General features: G+C 69.7%; 3 protein-coding genes. 1 reads left to right on the forward strand and 2 read right to left on the reverse strand.

The window, feature by feature from the left end; all coding sequences use genetic code 11:
* Positions 1–67: 67 nt before the first annotated feature.
* On the reverse strand, positions 68–760 hold the full coding sequence (locus tag LJ221_RS22330; RefSeq protein WP_241718514.1) for a glycoside hydrolase family 11 protein: 693 nt from the start codon (positions 758–760) through the stop codon (positions 68–70).
* A gap of 576 nt (positions 761–1,336) precedes the next feature.
* On the opposite strand from LJ221_RS22330, the gene LJ221_RS22335 reads away from it, so the two are divergent.
* Positions 1,337–2,989 carry a BCCT family transporter gene (locus tag LJ221_RS22335; protein WP_241718515.1) on the forward strand — a complete coding sequence of 551 codons (1,653 nt, stop codon included), beginning with the start codon at positions 1,337–1,339 and terminating at the stop codon, positions 2,987–2,989.
* A gap of 33 nt (positions 2,990–3,022) precedes the next feature.
* Here the strand turns inward: LJ221_RS22335 and LJ221_RS22340 are convergent.
* Positions 3,023–3,471: peptidyl-tRNA hydrolase (locus tag LJ221_RS22340; RefSeq protein ID WP_302852058.1), on the reverse strand; the 449-nt coding region annotated here is incomplete at its 5' end.

Below are 3,471 nucleotides of genomic sequence, written 5' to 3' on the forward strand. Positions count from 1 at the left end.
GCGGCCTTCGCCGCCGCGCCACGGGTGCGGCTCCCGCGTGAACCCCGGCTCGGCCGGGGCGCCGCCGTCAGCTCACGTTGATGTCGGAGCTGCCGCTGCTCCGGTAGCCCTCGGTGGCCATGATCATGTAGTAGTTGAAGCTGCCCATCCGCATCCCGGCCCGGGACCAGGCGTCGAAGTGGTTGCCGGTGGTGATGGCGCCGCCGGTCTTCTTCTGCCGGCGGACGCTCCAGTACTGGTCGAAGGTCCTGGTGCCCTCGACGGAGGGGGCGTTGTAGCGGGTGGTCTTGTAGATGTCGTACGTGCCGCCGTCGGTGCTGACCGTGCCCCGGTACTCCCCCGTGGGCCGGTAGGTGCCCCAGTTGTCGACGATGTAGTACTCCACCAGCGGGTTCGACGTCCAGCCGTACAGGCACAGGTAGCCGTTGCCGGACGGGTGGAAGCTGCCCCAGTAGCGCACGGTCCGGCGGCCGCCGTTGCCCCAGCCCTTGCCGCAGACGAAGTTGCCGGTGTCGCGCCACGAGGTGCTGTAGTCGCCGCCGGAGCCCATGGTCATGGAGACCGTTCCCGGGGCGTCGGTCCAGAACGAGTAGTAGTAGCCGTTGTGGTAGCCCGTCTGGTTCGAGGTGACGGTCTGGGCGTGGGCGGTGCCGGTGCCCGGCAGCACCAGCCCGGAGGTGGCGACCGCCAGGGCGCCGGCGCGGCCGACGAAGCCCCTGCGGCTCATCGGCTTGGGGGTGGGGGCGTCGTTCCTGTCCATGCTTCGCTTCCTCCTCGCGAAGGCCGGCCCTGGGGCCGGGCAGCGCGACACGATCCGGCGTACCGTCGGCGGCGGTGGGGGCCACCGCGCGCCGGCGCCGTGTCGACGACGGTGGGGGGGATGCCGGTCGTCGTGGGGGTGGCGACCGGAGGGTCCGGGCCACGGCGGGTGACCCGGCTCGACAGCGGTGGGGCCTGCCGATGCCGATAGGTTCGTCCGACGCCTCTGAGTTGTCAACAGTTCCCGGAAGTTTTACGAGAGTTGGCGCCCTGTTGGATCTTTGGCGAAGAAGAGTCACTCCTGGTCGAACAGGGGTTGTGACTCTCGTTCGTCAGGTCGGGGTGAAGGAACCCTGGATCTGGCGTCAACAAGAAAGATATCGCCTTCAAAATTTCCGGAAACCTTCCGAAGTGCTGAGCGCGACGCGACGAGCCTGCGCCCGACCGGTGCCGAGAAGCCGGGCGCGCTCCCGCGCGAACCCGCCCGCCCGGTCCGTTCGCGGCCGGCGCCCGTGTGTCGTGCCCGCATCGGAACGGAAAACGACGAAAATCGGACCAGTCCTCCAGGGAGAGGTACATGCTGGAAAAGTTGCAGCGCCTACTGGGGCTCCGTACGGATCCGGTCATCTTCTTCACCTCCGCCGGGCTCACCGTGCTGTTCGTGGTCGCGGCGATCTCGCTGACGGAGCAGGTGGACCGGATCTTCGCCACGGCCTCGGACTGGCTGCTCACCCAACTGGGCTGGTTCTACATCCTGGGCGTGACGACCTTCCTGGTCTACCTGCTCTGGATCGCCGTCAGCCGTTACGGCCACATCCGACTGGGCGCCCAGGACGACCGTCCGGAGTACAGCACGCGGACCTGGTTCGCGATGCTGTTCGCCGCCGGGATCGGCACGATCCTGATGTTCTGGGGCGTGGCCGAGCCGATCAGCCACTTCGCCGAGCCGCCCCAGCAGGGTGTCGAGCCGGAGAGCACCGAGGCCGCCCGGATGGCGATGGCCTACTCGCTGTACCACTTCGGCCTGCACACCTGGTCGATCTTCTGCCTGCCGTCGCTGACGTTCGCCTACTTCGTCTACGTGCGCGGGATGCCGTTCCGGGTCAGCTCGGTGCTGTACCCCCTGCTGGGGGACCGGGTGTACGGCACCACGGGCCGCATCGTGGACATCGCGGCGGTGATGGGCACGCTCTTCGGCGTCGCGGTCTCCATCGGTCTGGGGACGATGCAGATCAACAGCGGACTGGCGCGGCTGTTCGGCCTGCCGGAGAACTCGCTGACCCAGGTCCTGCTGATCACCGTGATCACCGCCATCGCCACCGCCTCGGTGGTCTACGGCCTGGACAAGGGCATCAGGCGGCTGTCGAACATCAACATCGTCATGGCCATCGGGCTGATGCTCTTCGTGCTCGCCACCGGGGCGACGCTGTTCCTGGCCAAGGGGATCATCGAGAACGTCGGCGTCTACCTGTCCTCGCTGGTCTCGCTGGCCTTCTGGAACGACACCTTCGCCAACACCGGATGGCAGGGCACCTGGACGGTGTTCTACTGGGCCTGGACGATCACCTGGTCGCCGTTCGTGGGCATCTTCATCGCCCGCATCTCCAGGGGCCGCACGATCCGCGAGTTCGTCCTCGGCGTGCTCGCGCTGCCCACGGCCTTCACCATCGTGTGGTTCAGCGTCTTCGGGCTGTCCGCCATCGACATCGAGATGAACGGCGCCGGCGGGCTGGTGCGGGACGTGGTCGAGGAGGGCGACATCCCCGGCGCGCTCTTCACCTTCCTGGAGAACTACCCGCTCACCACCTTCGTCTCGGCCCTCTCGGTGCTGATCGTGGTCATCTTCTTCACCACCTCCTCGGACTCGGCGTCCCTGGTGGTGGACATGCTCAGCGCCGGACAGCGGGAGGAGGGCGGGCCGACGCGGCAGCGGGTGTTCTGGGCTATCACCGAGGGCGTGGTCGCGGGGACGCTGATCGCGGCCACCGGCAAGAGCGGCCTGGACGCGCTCGCCGAGGTGATCACGGTGCTCGGCCTGCCGTTCTTCATTCTGGCGTTTTTGATGATGTACGCGCTGGTCCGCGCCATGCGGACGGACTTCCCCGAACTCACCGGCCCGCCCGCCGCGCTGCGGCGGCGGATGGAGCGGGAGCGCAGGACGCGGGAGTGGGGCGCGGGCAAGCGGGACGGCGAGAGCGGGGAGGGAGAGACCTCCGAGGGCGGGCAGTAGGCCCTCCCGGCCGCGGCAGCCGCCGAGGCCCCCTCAGCCGCGCAGTACCGGGAGCGCCGGGTGCTCGGCCACGACCGTGGCCGAGCCCGGGGCGATCTCGGTGAAGCCCGCGTCGCGCACCACCGGCAGGCCCGACTCCGTCAGCCGCTCCCACCGCCCGCGCGGGGCGACGCGGACAGCGAGCGGGAAGCCGGCCGTGCGCCAGGCGGCCCGCGCCGCGCCGTCCAGCGCCCACCAGGCGAGCTGGGCGCCGTGCCCGGCCTGGGCCATCGCCTTGCCCGCGGACATCTCCAGTTCCGGGTTGAGCCAGAGCACGGGTGTGCCCCGCTCCGGCTCGGCGGGCGGTACGGGATCCTCCAGCTCGGTGCCGGAGACCTGGAGGCGGGCCAGGTCCTTCGGCCAGCCGTCCAGCGGTACGGGCGGGAACACCCGCACCTCGGCCGGGTGCTCGCCGCCGCCGGTCACCGTGGCGCCCGGCAGGG

Source organism: Streptomyces sp. CNQ085 (assembly GCF_022614595.1).
Lineage (GTDB): Bacteria > Actinomycetota > Actinomycetes > Streptomycetales > Streptomycetaceae > Streptomyces.

Bases quoted from the DNA above. Each gene is read 5' to 3' on its own strand.
- LJ221_RS22330 (WP_241718514.1), bottom strand. From the start codon at position 760: ATGGACAGGAACGACGCCCCCACCCCCAAGCCGATGAGCCGCAGGGGC.
- LJ221_RS22335 (WP_241718515.1), top strand. From the start codon at position 1,337: ATGCTGGAAAAGTTGCAGCGCCTACTGGGGCTCCGTACGGATCCGGTC.